Here is a 416-nt window from a genome sequence, read left to right as displayed (position 1 = left end):
AGCGTGCCTTCGGCCAGCTTGAACGCCACCGACTGGCCCGCCGTCAAGGTCAGCGTTTGCGTCCTTTCGCCGACCGTCACATCGACCGTGCTGACGCCATCGGCGCCCGCGATCAGCGTCCAACTGCCGGAAAGCGTCTGGCCTTCGACGACGCTGTCGGTCGGCGGCATGTCGTCCGACGCCGCGGCGCCGATCGTTACGCTCGGCACGTCGTCGGAGACCGAGACGGTGACGGTGCCTTCGGCAGTGTCGCCGTCGGTGTCGGAGGCGATGACCTTGACCGAGCCGAGGCTGGCAAGGTCGTCGGCGTTGATGCCGGGATGGCTGGCGTAATTGTCGGAAAGCGTCGCCGTCACGGTCGCGCTGTCGCCGCTGCGCACCAGGTCGAGGGTGACGATGGTCACGCCGCCGGCCCG

1 protein-coding gene is annotated in these 416 nt (G+C 68.8%); it reads right to left on the bottom strand.

The features are described from left to right. Positions 1-416, bottom strand: a 416-nt coding sequence (locus AC1Q80_RS30880) for a hypothetical protein (protein ID WP_492362947.1), incomplete at both ends; no start/stop codon positions are given.

Source organism: Ensifer sp. GW823-FHT05D09 (assembly GCF_058795755.1).
Note: the sequence above shows the minus strand (reverse complement) of the source record. Positions and strands in the feature narration are given on the sequence as shown.